This is a genomic window from Burkholderia catarinensis, assembly GCF_001883705.2.
GTDB classification, from domain to species: Bacteria; Pseudomonadota; Gammaproteobacteria; order Burkholderiales; family Burkholderiaceae; genus Burkholderia; species Burkholderia catarinensis.
On record NZ_MDEQ02000006.1, the window covers coordinates 33,217 to 51,404 of the forward strand.

An 18,188-nucleotide genomic window follows, 5' to 3' on the forward strand; every position below is an offset into this window, starting at 1 on the left:
CTCAATCAAGACGGAGCCGGGATTCCGCATAGGCGTACATCGGACGCCACAGCAGACGGTTGAACAAGGTAACGAACAGGGACATCACGGCGATGCCCAGGATGATCTTCGGGAAGTCGCCGGCGGCGGTCATCTGCGCGATGTACGCGCCGAGGCCGTGCGCGACGACCTTCGTGTCGCCCCACTGCACGAACTCGGACACGATGCTCGCGTTCCACGCGCCGCCCGACGCGGTAATCGCGCCGGTCACGTAATACGGGAAGATGCCGGGCAGGACCGCCTGCCGCCACCACTGCCAGCCGCGGATGCGGAAATTCTTCGTCGCTTCCTTGTAGTCGTTCGGATAGGACATCGCACCGGCGATCACGTTGAACAGGATGTACCACTGCGTGCCGAGCACGATCAGCGGCGACAGCCAGATGTCCGCATTCAGATGGAAGTGGACGATCACGATCACGAACACCGGGAACAGCAGGTTCGCCGGGAACGCGGCGAGGAACTGCGCGAGCGGCTGCACCTTCTCGGCCAGCTTGGGGCGCAGCCCGATCAGCACGCCGAGCGGCACCCAGATCACCGATGCGATCGCGATCAGCACGATCACGCGCAGCAGCGTGATGAGCCCGAGCACGAGCACGTGCCCGACCTCGCCCATCGTCACGCCGGTCGCGACGAAGGTGACGACGTGCCACACGACGTACGCCGTCAGCAGGATCACGAACGCGCCCCACACGATGTCGCCGATGCGCGACGAACGGCGCGCCGACGCATCGCGCGACCGCGTGCCCTTCAGCGACGGCACGCGCAGCGGAATCCGCGCGGCCTGCGACAGCAGCCAGCCGGCCGGCACGAGCAACTGATGGATCAGGTGCGTGCGGCGCATCATGTCGAGCAGCCACGATTGCGGCGCATCGCCCGACGCGGTGTTCTCCATCCGGAACTTGTCGGCCCACGCGACGAGCGGGCGGAACAGGAACTGGTCATAGGCCAGGATCACGACCGACATCGCGACGATCACCCAGCCGACCGCGCCGAGGTTCTTGTCCGAGATGGCCTGCGCGAGATACGCGCCGACCCCCGGCAGCGTAATCGTCTGGTTGCCGACGGTGATGGCCTCCGACGCGACGACGAAGAACCAGCCGCCCGACATCGACATCATCATGTTCCAGATCAGGCCCGGCATCGAGAACGGCACCTCGAGCTTCCAGAAGCGCTGCCAGGACGTCAGGTGAAAGCCGCGCGACACTTCGCTCAGGTCGCGCGGCACCGTGCGCAGCGACTGGTAGAAGCTGAACGTCATGTTCCATGCCTGGCTCGTGAAGATCGCGAAGATCGCCGCGAGCTCGGCGCCGAGCACGCGGCCCGGGAACAGCGCAAGGAAGAACGTGACGGTGAACGAGATATAGCCGAGCACCGGCACCGACTGCAGGATGTCGAGGATCGGGATCAGCACCATGCCCGCGCGACGGCTCTTTGCCGCGAGCGTGCCATACACGAGCGTGAACGCGAGCGACGCGACCATCGCGGCAAGCATCCGCAGCGTGGTGCGCAACGCGTATTCGGGCAGGTTCGACGGATCGAGCGAGATCTTCTGCGTCTGCAGGACGCCGATCGGCGCCATCGTCTGGTGAAAACCGACGATCGCCATCGCCAGCAGGCAGATGATCAGCGGAAACGCGACGGCATCCCAGCGGTTGGGGAGCACGCGCCACGCCGAGGCGTTCGCGGTGCGGTTCGGATCGAATCTGATATCCATCGGTAGCGTCTTGTGTCGGATTGAAATTCGATGGGACCGGCCGCGTGCCGCGCGGCCGGGTGTCGCTTGGGCCGGCGCCGGTCAGAACAACCCGTGCAGCGCCCAGTACAGCGCGGCCGACAGCGCGATCGATGCGGGCAGCGTCAGCACCCACGCGAGCACGAGGTTGCGCACGGTATCCCGTCGCAGACCCGAGCCGCTCGCCGTCATCGTGCCGGCCACGCCCGACGCGAGCACGTGCGTCGTCGGCACCGGCAGCCCGTACGCGTCGGCCATCCCGATCGTCAGCATCGCGACGGCCTCGGCCGACGCGCCCTGCCCGTACGTGAAAGGGGCTCCGGAGAGGTGACTCGGAGTGGGAGGCTATCGGGCGGTCATGACGCAAATGTGACGTGTCACTTACAGGACATTGACACGTCATCTTTCGGGAATCGTGCACCGCTCCGCCGGACGCGAACACGGGTGTTCGATCTCGTCACGCGCGGGAATAAAACCGTCGCTTCGCCGGTATGGCACGCGAAGGCGCCGGTTTATTCCAGGACGATCCGGCCGTCCGGTTTCGTCATACGATTGCGAGGCTCACATGTCTTCATCAACCCCCACCCGCCCGTCGCGCCGCAAGGCGCTGCAATGCATGGCCTTCGGCGGCCTCGGCACGCTGTTTACGCTGTCGGGCGGCATCCTGACGCCGTTCGACCTCGCACTCGCGCAGACCGGCGACGCGCGCCCGGCCGACGCGGGCCGGCCGCTGTTCGTGCAGATCAGCGACACGCATATCGGCTTCAACAAGGAGGCGAATCCCGACGTGTCGGCCACGCTGCGGCAGACGATCGACCTCGTCAACGCGATGCCCGCGATGCCCGCGCTGACCATCCATACCGGCGACATCACGCACCTGTCCAAGCCCGAGGAGTTCGACCACGCGTCGCAACTGCTGTCCGCGCTGCGCGTGCCGGAACTGCACACGGTGCCCGGCGAGCACGACGTCACCGACGGTTCCGGCGCCGAATATTTCGGGCGGTTCGGCAAGGCATCGGACAACCGCGGCTATTACAGCTTCGATCACGCGGGCGTGCACTTCATCGGCCTCGTCAACGTGATGCACTTCAAGCCGAACGGGCTCGGCAGCTTCGGCGACGATCAGCTTGCGTGGCTCGCGCAGGATCTGAAGGGCCGCTCGTCGAGCACGCCGATCGTCGTGTTCTCGCACATGCCGATGTGGACCATCTACGAGCCGTGGGGCTGGGGCACCGGCGACGCGCCGCAGACGATGGCGCTGCTGCGCCGCTTCGGTTCGGTCACCGTGCTGAACGGGCATATCCACCAGATCGTGTCGAAGGTCGAGGGCAACGTGACGTTCCACACCGCGCGTTCCACCGCGTTCCCGCAGCCGACGGCCGGCAACGGCCCGGGCCCCGTGCCGCTCACGGTGCCGCGCGACCGGCTGCCCGCGATGCTCGGCGTGACGACCGTCGAATTCGCGGGCCATCCGGTCACATCGTCGCTGCACGACGCGACGCTGGCCTGACAGACATGAGGAGACCGACATGACCCGCTTCAAACAATCTCGAATCATCGCGGCGCTGATCCTGTACGCGGCCGCCGCCGGCACGCCGCTCGCCGCGTTCGCGCAGGGCCCGGACGGCCCGCTCGTGACGATCCACAACTTCATGTTTTCGCCGATGTCGACCACGATCAAGGCCGGCACGACGATCACGTGGAAGAACCTCGACGGGGAGCCGCACACCGTCGTCAACGATGCCGGCATCTTCCACTCGAAGGCGCTCGACCAGGACGAGACGTACTCGTTCCGCTTCGACAAGCCGGGCGTCTACAAGGTGTTCTGCGGCATTCATCCGTACATGAAGGAGACGATCACCGTCGAATGACGCGGCTCGTCACGACACGCGCGGACGAACGGGGGGTGGCCGCCACCTACAATGACCCTCGTCCCATTCGCCCGCGTGGCAGACGGAGCCGCCCATGAACGATGCGCGTTGCGACACGGCGGCGCGCGCCGGCAGCGAAGCCCGCCCCCGCCCCGGTCGTACCGAAGGGTCGAAAGCGATTGGCGAAGTGAACGCTGCCGCCCAGTGCGGTGCGGACGATCCCCCGCCGCCGATCGCCTAAACTGAATCGAACTGTTCGGATCCGACCCACCGTCACACGCAGCGAGGCAAGCCATGACCGCGAGCCAGCCGGCACGCATGGACCTTCCCGGGCAAGTCGTGCTCGTGCTCCAGGGCGGCGGCGCACTGGGCGCGTTCCAGCTCGGCGTCTTCCAGGCAATGGACGAAGCCGGTATCCGGCCCGACTGGGTGGTCGGCACGTCGATCGGCGCGATCAACGCGGCGCTGATCGCCGGGAATCCACCGGAACGGCGCTACGAAAAACTGTCGGCATTCTGGCGTCGCGTGACCGAACGGACCCGTTTCGACGTCTCGCCGCTGCTGCCCGGCTGGGACCGGACGCTGGCCGAGCTGATGATCATCGGCGGCGGCATTACGGGATTCTTCCAGCCCAATCCGGCGTCGTGGCTCGGGCCGATGGTGCGCCTCGGCGTCGATCGCGCGTCGTATTACCGGATCGCACCGCTGCGCGACACGCTCGCTTCGCTGATCGATCCCGAGCTGCTGAACGCGGGCCACCCGCGCCTGACCGTCAGCGCGGTCAATGCGTGCACGGGCACGATGCGCTATTTCGATTCGCGCGCGACGCGGCTGGAGATCGAGCACATCATGAGCTCGGGCGCGCTGCCGCCCGCGTTCCCGGCGATACGGATCGACGGCCAGCCGTACTGGGATGGCGGCGTGTATTCGAATACGCCGGTCGAGGTCGTGCTCGACGACAACCCGCGCCGCAGCTCGATCATCTTTTCGGTGCAGATGTGGAATCCGGCCGGCCCCGAGCCCGAGAGCATCTGGCAGGTGTCGGAACGGCAGAAGGACATCCAGTACGCGAGCCGCACCGACAGCCATATCGCGCGCCAGCAGCAGATTCACCGGCTGCGCCACGTGATCCGCGAACTGGTCCGGCACGTGCCGGAAGCGGATCGCACGGCGCCGGCCGTGCGCCGGCTCGCCGCGTGGGGATGCGAGACCACGATGCACCTGATCAAGCTCGCGGCACCGCGACTCGACGGCGACAATCAGTTCAAGGACATCGATTTCACGCCGGCCGGTATCGCGGCCCGCCGTCAGGCCGGCTACGACGCCGCGCAACGGGCCATCGCGGCCCGTCCGTGGGACCTGCCGATGGACCCGACGGAAGGATTGACGGTATTCGACCCGGATGCACCGCCCGCCGCTGAAAAAACGGCATGACGCGCGGCGCCGCAACCGCGCGCCGATCGCACCGGCGCGATCACGCGCGATCGGCCTGCAGGCGTGCGCGGCCGGCCGCGCTCACCTCGACCTCCGCCGCGCCGCCGGGCGCATGGTGCCGGATCACGTAGCCGCGCGCGCAGGCTTCTTCCCACACCGGCAGGCGTGGACACGACGTACGCCATGCGTCGATCACCTCGTCGTAAGGCCGCGCGCCGGGCCCGATCCATTCGAGCAGGTCGAGGATCAGCGGCTCGATCGATGCCGTTTCGCGCGCGAGCACGTCCGGGTTGACCACGTGGATCGGCTGCCCGGCCGCGTAGGACACGATCTGGTCGAATACATCCGAAAACTGCGTTTCGTATTCGTCCTCGGTCACGTAGCCGATATGCGGCGTGCAGACGACATTGGGTAAATGCAGCAACGGATGCCGCGGGTCGCGCAGCGGCTCCGTCTCGTACACATCCACAGCCGCCATGCCGGGCCGGCCGGCCAGCAACGCCGCTTCGAGCGCGCCCGGGGCGACGAGGCCCGCGCGGCTGGTGTTCACGAGCAGCGCGTCGGGTTTCATCCGGCCCAGATCCTCGGCCGTCACGATGCCGCGCGTGGCCGGCACGAGCCGCATGTGCAGTGAAAGCACGTCGCAGGTTTCGAAGAATGCACGCTTGTCCGGCGCCGTGTCCCGGCCGTCGTCGCGCGCACGCCGTAGCGACGCTTCGCGCGCCCAGACCAGCACGTTCATGCCGAACGCAGCGCCGTATCGCGCGACCTCCGCGCCGATCCGGCCATAACCGTAAATGCCCAGCGTGCGCCCGCGCAGCGTCCGTCCGACGCCGATCTGCCAGTTGCCAGCCTGCAGCGCGCGCATCTGCTGCGGAATCTGGCGCATCGCGGCAAGCACGAGGCCCCACGTGAGCTCGGCGGCCGCATAGGAAGGCGTGCCCGCGTGCGGGTTCGACGACACGATCACGCCGTGCGCGGTGCACGCATCGATGTCGATATGCGGATAGACGCTGCGCTGGCTGATCAGCCGCAGCTTCGGCAGCCGCTCGATGAGCGGCGCGCGAATCTGCGTGCGCTCGCGGATCAGCACCAGCACCTCCGTATCGCGCAGGCGTTCGGCCAGCGCGTCGACGTCCTGCACGTGATCGTTCCAGATCGTGACCGCGTGCCCGTCCAGCTTGCGGAAGCTCGGCAGCGTACGCAGCGTGTCGAAATAATCGTCGAGGATCGTGATGTTCATCGGGGGTCCTGGCAACGCCGTCATCCTGAACCGGGAGCGCCTCGCAGGGAAATGAATTTATCTTGCCGATTCCTGCATATTTCTGATCGATCGATTGACGTCGCGCACGCACACCGCGCGCATGCTCACTGCCCCGCCGCGCGCATGTCCGGCGCGGTGCCGGCGATGACCGGGCACGATTGCGGCAATGCCTGGCCGAACAGCACAGCCAGCCCGCAAGCGGACGTGAACATGCCGAGATCGTCGTGCCCGACGCCCGGCACTTCGACAACCTGATGTGCGAGATCGTCCGGATGCCGCTTCTTCAGGTAATCGAAATACGCGAGCCCGCGCGCGAGACGGTACGGGCCTTGCGCCATCGCCGCGCACGAACGGTCGATGAAATGCGTGTACGGGTTCGTGTCGGCCTGCCCGAGCAGGTACACGACATGCCGTGCGACGTAGCGCGCTTCGAGATCGCGCGCGTCCTGCGACGCGACGTAGGGCGGCGCCGACTTCAGCCCGTATTTCCACTCCGTCGCGCGCGGACAGGTGCCGCCCGAGATTGCCTCGGCATTCGGCCGTTCGTCGTCGAAATACAGGTAGCTCGACGGGTTCGCGACCACGTAGCGCACGGCGATGCCGGCACGCATCAGCGCATCGCCTTCATGCCCGGTCACCGCGTAGCGCTGCAGCAACTGCGCACCGGCGGAATGGCCGATCACGACGACGGTCGACAGCGACGGGTACAGGCTGCGGTCGGCGAAATGCACGAGCAACGCGTCGAGCGCGGCGAACGAACTGACCGGCCCCGGCTGGCGGGCCGCGTCGCCGCCCTTCCACCCTTCCTGCGTCCACGCGAGCGTTTGCGCGGGCAACGAGAATGCGCGCGTGTCGGCGCGCGTCAGGAACTGCGGCGCGACGACCATCGTGCCCTTGCCGGCGGCGCCGGCTTTCTCGACGACCTCGAGCCCCGCTGCGTAGTACGCGTCGGCATTGCGGAGCGCGCCGTGAATCACGATGAACACGCGCGTGACGTCAGGCGCGGCCTGGTCGAGCGGATGGTCGGCGTAGACGGGCAGCACCGCGCTGCCCTGCGGCGTAGCGACAGCCACGCGCTGGTCCGCGACGGCCTTGACCGGCGCATCGAGACGTGCGCGCTGAGAGGACGTGGCGGCTTCGGCCGGATGCGCGCCGCCCAGCACGCCGACAACGGCGCAGGCAACTGCAAGCGAAACGGCGTATGACAGCCTTCGGAAAGTCGGCAACGCCCGCGACAGCCGGATTCGGGCAAGGGCAGCGGAAATGAGGGACATGGTGACGGGCCGATTGGTTGGTATGACTTTAACGGCGATGGTCGCAGAATCCGTCGCGCGCTGCGGGCCCGTTGCGGTGATCCGCATGCGATACCTGATCCCGTCGGAAGCATTCAATCGAGTGATCGTTGACGATGCCGACAGCCTGCATCCACGCATACACAATCGTCGGGCCAATGAACTTGAAACCCTTTTTCTTCAACTCTTTCGAGATTCGCTCGGAAAGGGGCGAACTTGCTACCCAGCCTTGCCCATCCCCCTGCAATACTTTTCCATCGGTGAACGACCAGCAGAAGTCGCTGAAACGCTCACCCCGCTCCTCCATTTCGCAATAGATTCGTGCCCCACGAATCGTGGCCTCGATCTTTGCTTTGGCTCGGATGATTCCAGCATCTGCCATCAACCGAGAGATGTCCTGCTCACCGTAGCGTGCAACCTTCTCCGGATCAAAGTCCGAAAATGCCTTTCGGAAGGCATCGCGCTTGCGCAGTACGATTATCCAGGCCAATCCGGCCTGGAATCCTTCAAGCATCAGCGTCTCCCACAGCAAGCGTGAGTCGCGGATCGGCACGCCCCACTCGTGGTCGTGATACACCCGCATCAGCGGATCGCTGTCAGCCCACACGCATCGGGCGATGGGTCCCTTGTCGATCATTCTTTTGTCACCCTTGTCGCTCTATGTTTCCGAATGCCTATGCAGTAGGAATCGTGCCCCCGTCAATCACATACTCCGTTCCGGTGATCGTTGCTGCGCGCGGGGAAGCCAGGAATGCAATGAGGTTCGCCACCTCGATGGGTTGCGATGGCCGCCCCAGCGGAATGCCGCCCAGTGAATTCATGATGATCTTTTTCCCACCCTCGTAGTCCGTGCCCGCCTGCAAGGCAAGCCGTTCGGCCAGCGCCACGGATGCCTCTGTTTCAATCCAGCCAGGCGCCACCCGAACGACACGAATGCCCTTGGGTGAAACTTCTTTCGACAGGCTCTTGCTGTATGTCGAGAGCGCGGCCTTCGCCGCCGCATAGGCGGTAGTCGATTCCGGCAAGGGAAGGTCGCGTTGGATCGACGTGACATGAATGACGACGCCGGCACCCTTTGCCAGCATGCCGGGCAACAATGCACGATCCAGCCGGACGGCAGGAAGCAGATTGAGGTTCAATTCGCGCCGCCACTCGTCTTCGCCCAATGCGGCGAAGCCTCCACCAGGTGTCGTCGAACCACCCACGACGTGGACGATGATGTCCACGCCTCCAAAGTGGGCCGTGACAGCCTTTGCCACCGCGTCGCAGCCGTCGATTGTCGTCAGGTCTGCTGCGACGAATACGTCAGCCAGCGTATCGGTCGGCTGTCCCCTGGCCGTGGTGAGGACTTTCGCGCCGAGTTCGTGGAACAGGCCGACGACGGCCTTTCCAACCCCCTTGGTGCCTGCCGTCACCAAGACGCGCTTGCCTTGCAATTCCAGGTTCATGGGCATCACCGAATCTCCAATGACTTGATCCTGTCGCCTTCCAGGCTGAACACATGGTCGAGCTGGACAGGGCTACCCGGGAAGTCGCCCACGACATTCGCCGTGACCGTCAGCCGGCCACCTTCTCGGGAAACGCCGACAGGCTCCACGGTGTACTCGAATTTCTTCCGCGTCTCCCGTCGCCAGGATTCAATGGCGTCATGGCCCTGGTACGTCCGGCCTTCATCAACGACGAGCGCATCCTGCGCGAAGACCCGCGCGATGTGCGTGATGTCCTCGCCATTGCTGATCTTGAAGTAGGCGGAGACTGGATCGGGTAGTGAGAGGGACATGGTTGCGTTCTCGCGATAGTTTGCTGTACTAGCATTTTCACCATAGACTATCCATTCAACAAGAACGCACCGAAAAGTAAGTTACTGTGCTATGGGAAAGATATACACGCCAGCGACCGCCGCACTGGGGGTAGAGGAAGTTCTTCGACTGCTGGAAGGTCGATGGAAACTGATCATCCTTTTCCATTTGTTCGATGGAAAAGTACAACGCTATTCGGATTTCGAGAAGTTGATCCCCGGGATTTCCCAGAAGATGCTGGCCCAACAACTCCGGCAATTGGAATCCGATGGAATCGTGTCGCGAAAGCTGTATCCGCAAGTCCCCCCGAAAGTTGAGTACCGTCTAACGGATTGGGGACAGGCTTTGTGTCCTGCTTTGGATGCGATGCTGAAATGGGCGGAAAAACGCGACGCCCTGGTTGCGACGCCCGTTCCGGACGAGGACACCGGCGACTGATGATTGAGTTAACCGACAATCCCCTCTACGCCGCCCGATCTCCCACGACACCCCCGCCTGAACAGCATTGATCTCGAGGCCTACGCATCGATTGCGTCGACTCATCGCATAGTGAAATGTGAGGTGCGGTCTTGTTTGACCATCTCCTCGCCGTCCCCCAAGTACGGTCATTTTTTTTGTATGTCGATACCTATCAACCCCATAGCCGGTAGTGCTTTCAAACATATCGTCGAATCACGATATAAGATTCGCCCATCGACGATACCCGTTTGCCCGACCGAAACGCCAACCCCATCCATGCCGACCGAACTCGACATCGACGCGATCCTGAAAGCGCTCTCGAACCCCGTGCGCCGGGAAATCCTCGTCTGGCTGAAAACGCCGGACGCGCATTTCCCGCAACAGACGCTGCCGTACGAAAACGGCGTCTGTGCGGGCCAGATCGACGCGCGCTGCGGGCTGTCGCAGTCGACTGTCTCCGCGCATCTCGCAACGCTGCAGCGCGCGGGGCTCGTGACGTCGACGCGGATCGGCCAGTGGGCGTTCTTCCGGCGCAACGAGGCCGTCATCGACGCATTTCACGACGCCCTGCGCCGCGAACTCTAGCCAACGGCCGAACCGGCCATGCGGGCCGCTGTCGCACATGACGCGACGGCTTTCCCGCCTTTCGTGAAGAGGTTATCTGCCATGCCCACGCTGTTCGATCCCGTTACCCTCGGCGACCTGACCCTGCCGAACCGCATCGTGATGGCGCCGCTCACCCGCTCCCGTGCGGGCTCGACGCGCGTGCCGAACGCATTGATGGCGCGCTATTACGCCGAGCGCGCGTCGGCCGGCCTGATCATTACCGAAGCAACGTCGGTCACGCCGCAAGGCGTCGGCTATGCGGACACGCCCGGCATCTGGTCCGACGAGCAGGTCGAGGGCTGGAAGCGCGTGACGCAGGCCGTGCACGCAGCCGGCGGACGCATCGTGCTGCAACTCTGGCACGTCGGCCGGATCTCCGATCCCGTGTTCCTGAACGGCGACCTGCCGGTCGCGCCGAGCGCGATCGCAGCGGGCGGCCACGTGAGCCTCGTGCGTCCGCAGCGCCCGTACGTGACGCCGCGCGCGCTCGAACTCGACGAAATCCCGGGCATCGTCGCCGCATATCGCAAGGGCGCCGAGAACGCGAAGGCGGCCGGCTTCGACGGCGTCGAGATCCACGGCGCGAACGGCTACCTGCTCGACCAGTTCCTGCAGGACAGCACCAATCGCCGCACCGACGCATACGGCGGCCCGATCGAGAACCGCGCACGCCTGCTGCTTGAAGTGGTCGACGCCGCGATCGACGTGTGGGGCGCCGGCCGCGTCGGCGTACACCTCGCGCCGCGCGGCGACGCGCACACGATGGGCGATTCCGATCCGGCGGCAACGTTCGGCTATGTCGCGCGCGAACTCGGCCGCCGCAAGATCGCGTTCATCTTCACGCGCGAATCGTATTCGGGCGACCACTTGAGCCCGCGCCTGAAGGAAGCGTTCGGCGGCCCGCTGATCGCGAACGAGCAGTTCACGCTCGACACCGCGCAGGCTGCGCTCGCGAACGGCAGCGCCGACGCGATCGCGTGGGGCAAGCTGTTCATCGCGAACCCCGACCTGCCGCGCCGCCTCGAACTCGGCGCGTCGCTCAACAAGCCGGTGCCGGAGACGTTCTATGCGGAAGGCGAAACGGGTTATACCGATTACCCGGCGCTGAGCGACGCGGCCTGACGGCCGGACAGCACGTGTTCAGGCGCGCACGGCCGCGCGCATGAACACGCGCTGCGTTTCGTCGAGACCGAGCGCGACGTGATACGCGCGAATCGCGCGCAGCGTGTCGTCGAGCGCTGCGTCGTCGACGATACGGAAACCCAGGCGCGCGTAGTACGGCGCATTCCACGGCGCATCGCGAAACGTCGACAGCACGACCTGTGCGATACGTTCCTGCGCCGCGCGCGCCATCACCTGTTCGATCAGGCGCGCGCCGATCCGCTGTCCGGCATGCGACGGCGCGACATCCAGTTCCTCCACATACAGCCGCTGCGCATCGAGCAGCCGGTAGAACGCAAACCCGACGCACGTACCCTGCGGATCGACCGCGACATACGCGCGGCCGCCGTCGATGCGCACGAGTACGGCGGCCGCATCGGTCGGCTCGCCATCGGCGATGTCGGCCATGCCGATCTCGCGAAACCGCTGCGCGGCGGCGACTTCCACGGCGGCCATCGCGGCCGCGTCTTCCCGCGTGGCGGGACGAATCAGGATCGATGCAGTCATGAAGGCAATTCGGGCAGGCGGTCTGGAACGGCCGTCACTATAATCGAAACCTCATACGTTTCGAACGCCCCCACCCACGAGGTCCGTCATGACGTTCTCCGCACTCTCCGTCTTCGCCTTCGCCCTGCTCGTCACCGCCGGCACGCCCGGCCCGAGCGTCGCCGCGCTCGTCGCGCGCGTGCTGACGAACGGCGTGCGGGACGTGCTGCCGTTCCTCGCGGCGATGTGGCTCGGCGAAGCGCTGTGGCTCACGCTCGCGGTCGCGGGGCTGTCCGCGTTCGCACGCACGTTCGACACGGGCCTGATCGTGCTGAAGCTGCTCGGCGCCGCGTACCTGCTGTTCCTCGCGTGGAAGATGTGGACCGCGCCGACCGATACGGGCGCCGACGACCTGCCGCGCGGCCAGTCGCCGTGGCGCATGTTCGCCGCGGGCATGCTCGTCACGCTCGGCAATCCGAAGATCATGCTGTTCTATCTCGCGCTGCTGCCGACCATCGTCGACCTCACGCACGTCGGTGTCGCCGCGTGGGCCGAGCTGGTCGGCACGATGCTCGCGGTCCTGATCCTTGCCGACTGCTTCTGGTCGCTGCTCGCGTCGCGTGCACGGGCCTTCCTGACGTCGGCGCGTGCCAAGCGGATCGCCAACCGCACGAGCGCGACCGCGATGGCTGGTGCGGCGGTGGCGATCGCGACGCGTTGAGCGGCTACCCGTTACCCGCCACGTCGTCGCCTGTCGGGCCGCCATGATGTCCGACGCGCAAGCGTGGCAAAACGAATGGCCCGGAACGACCGACTGCATTTCTGCATGACGATCGGCGACCATGACCTGCCACGCGAGCCGCTGACGCACGACCCGCGCATCAAGGCCTACGTGCTCGCCGATCCGCTCGACGCATTCCCGACCGCCGCTACGTTGAAGGACGTGCACGCGCCGCATTCAACGAAACACTCGACACGAAGGCGCTCGCGTTCTTCAGCGCGAATCTCCGCTAGCAGCGAATCGCCTTGCGCCAGACACCCGGCGCCGGCGCATGGTCGTTGCACGCGATCAGCGCGCGCACCAGCGCCCAATCGTCGTCATCGCAGAAATCGAGCAGCATCGCGCCGTACGGGCCGCGCTGCTCGCGCAATCGCTCGGCCAGCCGTGCATGAATGCCCTGCACCCTGCCGTCGCCGTGCGCGACCACCGACGGATTCGCGCCCATCCCCGTCCCGCTGCAGAAATTGATCGCCCAGCGGCCGCTGTCCGGCAACGGCAGGTGCGTCAGCAGCGTGTCGATCGCGCGCCACTTCCAGCCGATCGACGCGGCCACCGGCACGCGGTATTCATCCTGGATCACGAACGCGCCGTCGGGATGGTCGATCGTGAACGTCGCGTTGTCGGGCCACGCGGTCAGGTCGATGCCGAGCGGCCGGCCGCTGCGAAAGCGCCGCAGCAGCACGACCGCGCCGCGCACGTCGCCGAGCGCGGGCAGCGTGCCGCCGGCATGCCAGCGCAGCCGCGGATGCCGCGCGCGATGCGCGTCGAACGTCGCATCGAAACCGCGCGTGCACGCGTGCGCCGGCCACTCGTCCTTCACCGACATCACGATGCATTCGCGCGGATGCGCATCGAGAAAACGCGTACAGGTTGCGAGCACGTCGTCGAACGTCATGCCGAGCGCGATGCCGCCGTGATGGATGTCGAACGCATCGCGCACGTGCCGGCAGCGGATGTCGAACAGCCGCACGCCGTGCGCGAGCTGCGCGTCGAGAGGCGCGCGCTGCGTGCGCACGAGCCGATCGTCGACCGTATACGCACAGGTGTCATGGCTGCCCGGTAGGGTCAGCGTATGCAGCAGCCGCGCATCGTCGAGCGCCGACATCCAGTCGGCGGGCGGCGTGCACGTATCGTGGCTCGAAGGGATCATGAATCGATGAACGACAAGGAAAGAAAACCGTGGGTGACGGCGTCGGACGTCGCGGCGCGGGCCGGCGTATCGCGCTCCGCGGTGTCGCGTGCGTTCTCGCCGACGGCAAGCATCGCGCCGCAAACGCGGGAACGCGTGATGGTCGCCGCACGCGCGCTCGGCTATCAGGTCAACCTGATCGCACGCGACATGATCACGCAGCGCAGCAGCATGATCGGCGTCGTGACGGCCGGGTTCGAGAATCCGTTCCGCGCGCGGCTGCTGTCGGACCTGATGGCCGCACTCGGGCAGCGCGCGCTCACGCCGCTCGTGACCAATGCGGAAGATCCGCGCCAGGTCCGGCAATCGCTCGAACAACTGCTCAGCTACCGGATCGCGGGCCTCGTGATGACATCCGCATCGCCGCCGCTGTCGGTCGCGCAGCAGTATCTCGAACACCGGATCCCGGTCGTGATGATCAACCGCGATGCGAACCTGCCGGGCGCGGATGTCGTCGTCAGCGACAACGCGGCGGGGGCCGTCCACGCAGCGCAGCGGCTGGTGCGGGCCGGCGCGCGCCGGCTCGCGTTCGTCGGGCCGCGCGGCGCGAGCTACAGCGCGCAATCGCGCGCCGCGGCGTTCGAGCACGCGATCGGGCGCGGCGATGCGTTCGACGCGACGCTCGCGCGCGTGCTCGACACGCCGTCCGATACCCATGCAAGCGGAATCGACGCGGCGCGGCAACTGTTCGCGGCCGGTGAACGGCCGGACGGCGTGTTCTGCTCGTCCGACCTGCTCGCGCTTGGCGTGATCGACGTCGCGCGCGGCGAATTCGGGTTGCGCGTGCCGGATGACGTGCGCGTGATCGGCTTCGACGACATCCCGGCCGCCGAATACGATGCGTATCGGCTGACGACGCTGCGGCAGGACACGCGCGGCCTCGCGCATGCGGCGATCGACCTGCTCGCCGACCGGATGCAGGCGTTCGACGGCCCGTCGCGCACGCGCGTCGTGCCGGTCACGCAGGTGGTGCGGGACAGCTGCGCGTGACGGGTTGAAATCGGGCGCGGCGGCGCCGCGCGTCACTTCAGCCCGCCCGCGAACCCGCGCAACAGGTAGCGCTGCACATAGCCGGCCACGGCGAGCGTGGGCAGCGACGCCATCAGCCCGGCGCTCATCAGGTCGCCCCAGTCGATGCCGTTCTCCGTCACGTAGCCGGCGATCGCGAGCGGCAGCGTGAAGCGGCTCGGCGTCGACACGAACAGCAGCGCGATCAGGAACTCGTTCCACGCGGCGATGAACACGAAGATTGCGGTCGCGATCAGCCCCGGCGCGCACAGCGGCAGCACGATCTGCACGAGCCGCCGCGCAAGCCCCGCGCCGTCGATGCAGGCCGCTTCCTCGTATTCGATCGGCACGTCGCGCACGAACGCGAGCAGCATCCAGATCGCCATCGGCAGCGCATAGATCTGATACGCGAGCATCAGGCCGAGCGTCGAATCGAGCAGGTGCAGCCGCTTCGCGAGCGCGAACAGCGGCACCGCGATCGTGATCGGCGGCATCAGCTTCAACGCCAGCACGAGCACCAGGAACAGCAGGTCGAGCCGCGCCGGAAACCGCAGCCGCACGAGCGCATACGCGGCCGGAAACGCGAGCGCCAGCGCGAGCAGCGTCGTGCCGAAGCCGACCAGCAGCGAATTGAAGAGCGGCGCGCCGATGCCGTTCGACCACACCGACGCGAAATGCTCGAAGGTCGGCGCGGCCGGCCAGATCCGCAACGGATGATCGAGGCGTTCGAGCGTCGGCATGAACGCCGCGCCGGCCATCCACAGGCACGGCAGCAGCAACAGCGCGAGCGCGACGATGCGCAGCGCCCACGGCACCGCGCGACCGAATGCGGCGCCCGTTCGCGCGTGGGCGATGCCTGCGGGGCGCGCCGTCATGCGCGCCGCTTGCGAACCGTCTGCCATACATACCCCGAGACCAGCAGCGCGGACGCCGCGAGCATCAGCACCGACGCGGCACTCGCCGGCCCGACGTTGAAGAAGCGGAAGCCCGTGTCGTAGATATAGGTCGACAGCGTCTGCGTCGCGTTGCCGGGGCCGCCGCCCGTCAGCGCATAGACCTTGTCGAACAGCTTGAACGTGTCGATCGAGCGCAGCAGCAGCGCGAGGCCGATCTGCGGCGCCGCGAGCGGCAGCGTGATGTCGCGCAGACACTGCCACTCGCTCGCGCCGTCGGTGCGCGCGGCTTCGTACAGTTCGCCGGGAATCGACTGCAGCCCGGCCAGCACGATCAGGAATGCCATCGGCGTCCACTGCCACACGTCGACCAGCGCGAGCGACCACAGCGCGAGATGCGGATCGGACAGCCAGCGCACGCCTTCGATGCCGAACGCCGCGAGCAACGCGTTCAGGAAGCCGTCGAAGTTGAGCCAGTTGCGCCAGATCGCCGAGCACACGAGCGTGGACAGCATCATCGGCAGGATCGCGAGCGGCAGCGCGATGCGCCGCCCCGGAAACGCGCGCACGAACAGCAGCGCGAGGCCGAAGCCGAGCGCGACTTCGGCGAGCGACGCCACGATCGTGAAGCTCAGCGTGTTGCCGAAGCCGGCCGTGAACGCATCGTCGCCGAGCACCGCGCGATAGTTCGCGAGCCCCGCGAACGCGCGGCGGCCGGCCGCGTAGTCGACCCGGCAGAACGAATCGACCAGCACCTGCGCGACCGGATACAGCGCGAGCGCGGCGAGCACCAGCAGCGCAGGCCCGAGCAGCGCGACGAACGGCAGGCTGCGGCCGAGGGCTTTCATGCGCGGTGTCCGGGTGTCCAGTCGAAGCGGGCCGTCACTTGCCGGCCGCGGCCATCGCCTGCGCGATCTTCTGCTGCGCCTGGCGCAGCGCGGCGTCGGGCGCCGACTGCCCGGTCAGCGCGAGCTGAAGCTGGTCGCCGAGAATGCTCTCGACCTGCTGCCAGTCCTTCACGCGCGGCCGCGCACGGCCGGCCTCGAGCGCCTTCAGTTGATCGGGATACCAGCGGTACTGGCGCACCAGCGCCGGATCGTTGAACACACTGCGGCGGGTCGGCGGAATGCCGATTCCGGCGAGGCGCATCTGCGTGTCGCGCGCGGTCAGGTACGCCAGGAAGTCCTGCGCGAGCTTCGCGTGCGGCGCGTCCTTCGGAATGCCCATCTGCCAGATGCCGAGCATCGGCGCCGGGCCCGCGGTCTGCCCGGGCGGCGGCTGCAGCGCGATCTGCCCGACCACGCGCGACTGCTTCGGATCGTCGAGCGCCGGCACCCACGCCGGCCATACCTCGATCGACTGCGCGGCCGTGCCGCGCTGCAGCGCATCGCGCACTTCGGCCGCGCCGTACACGTCGACGTCCTTCGGCGCGGACGCCTTCAGCGCGAGGAAGGTCTTCAGCGCGGCCTGCGCCTCGCGCGAATCGATCGTCACGTTGCCGGCATGGTCGAACACGTCGCCGCCGTACGCCCACAGGATCGGCAGGAAGCCCGTCACGACCGGGTTGCCCTTCGTGCCGCGAAACACGACGCCCGACACGCTCTTGTCCGCGCCGCCGACGGTCTGCGCGATCTTCAGCACGTCGTCCCAGTTGCGCGGCGGCTGCAGCTTGTATTTCGCGAGCAGGTCCTTGCGGTACGCGAACATCTCGACGTTGCCGACGATCGGCAGCGCGTACAGCGCGCCGGCCGCGTTGCGGCCGAGCGCGACGGCGGACGGCACGAGATCGGCGTCCGCGAGCGACGCGGGCAGCGGCTTCAGCCAGCCGTTGCCGATGAATTCGGGCGCCCACGTGTCGTCCATCATCACGAGGTCGTAGGCGCCGGTGCCCTCGCGCATCGACAGCTTGAGCTTCTGGTACAGGTTCGCGTTCGGCAGCTTGAGCAGCTCGATCTCGGTGCCCGGGTGCAGTTTGTTGAAGCCGGCGACGGCGTCGGCCAGCCCCTTGCCGTAGATGTCGTCGCGGCCTGCGATGACGAGATCCGCGGCAACGGCGTGCGTGGCGGCGAAGGACAGCGCAAGGGCGGCGGACAGCGCGCGCAGGCGGCTCAGCAAGGTCATGAGGTCTCTCTCGATCGGCGTGGTGGCGGGACGGCCAGGCGTTGCACACGTGT

The 18,188-nt window shown here is 66.8% G+C and carries 18 protein-coding genes and 2 pseudogenes; 8 read left to right on the forward strand and 12 right to left on the reverse strand.

All coding sequences use genetic code 11. The features are described 5' to 3' along the window. Position 1: 1 nt before the first annotated feature. Positions 2-1,753: an ABC transporter permease gene (locus tag BFF94_RS11070; RefSeq protein WP_128846587.1), complete on the reverse strand. Its 1,752-nt coding sequence runs from the start codon at positions 1,751-1,753 to the stop codon at positions 2-4. 81 nt (positions 1,754-1,834) lie between these two features. Beyond that, a pseudogene (locus BFF94_RS11075) lies at positions 1,835-2,080 on the reverse strand (inorganic phosphate transporter); the annotation flags it as partial. A gap of 256 nt (positions 2,081-2,336) precedes the next feature. Here BFF94_RS11075 and BFF94_RS11080 point away from each other — a divergent pair. The 3 genes from BFF94_RS11080 to BFF94_RS11090 all read left to right on the forward strand — a co-directional run bounded on the left by BFF94_RS11080 (position 2,337) and on the right by BFF94_RS11090 (position 5,076). Further along, entirely contained in the window at positions 2,337-3,281 is a 945-nt protein-coding gene (locus tag BFF94_RS11080) for a metallophosphoesterase family protein (protein ID WP_128846584.1), read from the forward strand. A 19-nt stretch (positions 3,282-3,300) separates the two neighbouring features. Then, positions 3,301-3,642 carry a cupredoxin domain-containing protein gene (locus tag BFF94_RS11085; protein ID WP_128846580.1) on the forward strand — a complete coding sequence of 114 codons (342 nt, stop codon included), beginning with the start codon at positions 3,301-3,303 and terminating at the stop codon, positions 3,640-3,642. Between the two features lie 294 nt (positions 3,643-3,936). Then, complete coding sequence (locus tag BFF94_RS11090; RefSeq protein WP_128846577.1) at positions 3,937-5,076, forward strand: patatin-like phospholipase family protein; 1,140 nt, start codon at positions 3,937-3,939, stop codon at positions 5,074-5,076. A gap of 274 nt (positions 5,077-5,350) precedes the next feature. On the opposite strand, the pseudogene BFF94_RS11095 reads toward BFF94_RS11090, so the two are convergent. The 5 genes and pseudogenes from BFF94_RS11095 to BFF94_RS11115 all read right to left on the reverse strand — a co-directional run. Continuing rightward, positions 5,351-6,319: pseudogene (locus tag BFF94_RS11095) on the reverse strand (D-2-hydroxyacid dehydrogenase family protein); the annotation flags it as partial. A 125-nt stretch (positions 6,320-6,444) separates the two neighbouring features. Then, on the reverse strand, positions 6,445-7,614 hold the full coding sequence (locus tag BFF94_RS11100) for an alpha/beta fold hydrolase (RefSeq protein WP_128843728.1): 1,170 nt from the start codon (positions 7,612-7,614) through the stop codon (positions 6,445-6,447). Between the two features lie 28 nt (positions 7,615-7,642). Continuing rightward, positions 7,643-8,269, reverse strand: coding sequence for a DNA-3-methyladenine glycosylase I (locus tag BFF94_RS11105; protein WP_128843727.1), 627 nt, complete (start codon positions 8,267-8,269; stop codon positions 7,643-7,645). 37 nt (positions 8,270-8,306) lie between these two features. Further along, positions 8,307-9,086: an SDR family oxidoreductase gene (locus tag BFF94_RS11110; protein ID WP_128843726.1), complete on the reverse strand. Its 780-nt coding sequence runs from the start codon at positions 9,084-9,086 to the stop codon at positions 8,307-8,309. Further along, positions 9,086-9,412, reverse strand: a complete 327-nt coding sequence (locus BFF94_RS11115; protein ID WP_128843725.1) for a nuclear transport factor 2 family protein — start codon at positions 9,410-9,412, stop codon at positions 9,086-9,088. Before BFF94_RS11115 ends, BFF94_RS11110 begins: the two co-directional genes overlap by 1 nt. A gap of 91 nt (positions 9,413-9,503) precedes the next feature. Here BFF94_RS11115 and BFF94_RS11120 point away from each other — a divergent pair, with 91 nt between their 5' ends. The 3 genes from BFF94_RS11120 to BFF94_RS11130 all read left to right on the forward strand — a co-directional run bounded on the left by BFF94_RS11120 (position 9,504) and on the right by BFF94_RS11130 (position 11,618). After that, positions 9,504-9,869 carry a winged helix-turn-helix transcriptional regulator gene (locus BFF94_RS11120; protein ID WP_128843724.1) on the forward strand — a complete coding sequence of 122 codons (366 nt, stop codon included), beginning with the start codon at positions 9,504-9,506 and terminating at the stop codon, positions 9,867-9,869. A 297-nt stretch (positions 9,870-10,166) separates the two neighbouring features. Then, a complete protein-coding gene (locus BFF94_RS11125) occupies positions 10,167-10,475 on the forward strand; it encodes an ArsR/SmtB family transcription factor (protein WP_128843723.1) in 309 nt (102 codons plus the stop codon). A gap of 81 nt (positions 10,476-10,556) precedes the next feature. Continuing rightward, positions 10,557-11,618, forward strand: a complete 1,062-nt coding sequence (locus BFF94_RS11130) for an alkene reductase (protein ID WP_128843722.1) — start codon at positions 10,557-10,559, stop codon at positions 11,616-11,618. An 18-nt stretch (positions 11,619-11,636) separates the two neighbouring features. Here the strand turns inward: BFF94_RS11130 and BFF94_RS11135 are convergent, their stop codons facing one another. After that, positions 11,637-12,164 (reverse strand): GNAT family N-acetyltransferase, encoded by a 528-nt coding sequence (locus BFF94_RS11135; RefSeq protein WP_128843721.1) that lies wholly within the window; start codon positions 12,162-12,164, stop codon positions 11,637-11,639. A gap of 88 nt (positions 12,165-12,252) precedes the next feature. Between BFF94_RS11135 and BFF94_RS11140 the strand changes: the two genes are divergently transcribed. Further along, on the forward strand, positions 12,253-12,864 hold the full coding sequence (locus BFF94_RS11140; protein ID WP_128843720.1) for a LysE family translocator: 612 nt from the start codon (positions 12,253-12,255) through the stop codon (positions 12,862-12,864). Positions 12,865-13,153: 289 nt separating this feature from the next. Here BFF94_RS11140 and BFF94_RS11145 read toward each other — a convergent pair whose 3' ends face one another. After that, on the reverse strand, positions 13,154-14,074 hold the full coding sequence (locus BFF94_RS11145; RefSeq protein WP_219139322.1) for a phosphatidylinositol-specific phospholipase C: 921 nt from the start codon (positions 14,072-14,074) through the stop codon (positions 13,154-13,156). A 6-nt stretch (positions 14,075-14,080) separates the two neighbouring features. Between BFF94_RS11145 and BFF94_RS11150 the strand changes: the two genes are divergently transcribed. Beyond that, positions 14,081-15,103, forward strand: a complete 1,023-nt coding sequence (locus BFF94_RS11150; protein ID WP_219139323.1) for a LacI family DNA-binding transcriptional regulator — start codon at positions 14,081-14,083, stop codon at positions 15,101-15,103. Positions 15,104-15,135: 32 nt separating this feature from the next. Here the strand turns inward: BFF94_RS11150 and BFF94_RS11155 are convergent, their stop codons facing one another. Genes BFF94_RS11155 through BFF94_RS11165 form a run of 3 tightly spaced genes read right to left on the reverse strand, consistent with a single transcriptional unit; the run spans position 15,136 to position 18,135 of the window. Continuing rightward, positions 15,136-15,996, reverse strand: coding sequence for a carbohydrate ABC transporter permease (locus tag BFF94_RS11155; RefSeq protein ID WP_128845391.1), 861 nt, complete (start codon positions 15,994-15,996; stop codon positions 15,136-15,138). Further along, positions 15,993-16,862 (reverse strand): carbohydrate ABC transporter permease, encoded by an 870-nt coding sequence (locus tag BFF94_RS11160; RefSeq protein ID WP_128845393.1) that lies wholly within the window; start codon positions 16,860-16,862, stop codon positions 15,993-15,995. The genes BFF94_RS11155 and BFF94_RS11160 overlap by 4 nt, the downstream gene beginning before the upstream one ends. Before the next feature lie 34 nt (positions 16,863-16,896). Then, complete coding sequence (locus BFF94_RS11165; RefSeq protein WP_128845395.1) at positions 16,897-18,135, reverse strand: ABC transporter substrate-binding protein; 1,239 nt, start codon at positions 18,133-18,135, stop codon at positions 16,897-16,899. Positions 18,136-18,188 lie beyond the last annotated feature (53 nt).